Origin of the sequence: Actinospica durhamensis (assembly GCF_018139695.1) — a bacterium.
GTDB lineage: Bacteria > Actinomycetota > Actinomycetes > Streptomycetales > Catenulisporaceae > Actinospica > Actinospica durhamensis.
The window spans coordinates 1-603 of record NZ_JAGSOG010000675.1 but is presented as its reverse complement, the minus strand read 5'-3'; the positions used below and the strand labels follow the sequence as shown (position 1 = coordinate 603).

At 70.0% G+C, this 603-nt stretch carries 1 pseudogene; it reads right to left on the bottom strand.

The features are described from left to right. Window positions 1-22: 22 nt before the first annotated feature. Window positions 23-603 (bottom strand): annotated as a pseudogene (locus KDL01_RS41670) (hypothetical protein); the annotation flags it as partial.

Sequence of the window (603 nt, the reverse complement as noted above, 5' to 3'; positions counted from 1 at the left end):
CAATGGGCTTGGACGACAGCAATCAGGGCCTGACGATCAGAGCAACAGGAGCCGTATGACGGGAGACTGTCACGTACGGATCTGTGGGAGCCCGGGGGTGAGAATCCCCCGGGCCACCCGGCGCGAACGTGATGGGGCGGTCGCAGCCGGGGTAGCGGCAGTGCCGGTCGCGCCAGGCAAGAAAGCCCCGCTGTTCGGCCGAGGCCAGCCTTGCCCTCGGGTCCCGGTCCACTGCCACTCCGTCCCATGTTCCGGTGTGTCCGTCGAGGGTGAGGGTGTGGCGTCGCGGGTCTCCCTGCTTGGGCAGCAGCCGCGCCGGGATGAGCGCTCCGAACGCGGTGCGGGCGCAGCCGGCCGGGATGTCGAACTCGACCGGCGCGGTATCCTGCATCGTCACCGCGAGCGCGGGCAGCGAGAAGTGGGCCCCGCGCTGCTCGGCCGAGGCATCCAGGAACACCTGTGCCATGCGCGTGATCGCTTCGGCGTTCATCTGCTCGGTCGTGCGCACGTCCTGGGGTGCGAGTTCGGTGCCGTCGAACTGCCGGGCCCGGATCATTTCCGCGACCTGCAACTCCACCGCGGCCTGCAGTACCGCGCCGCGCG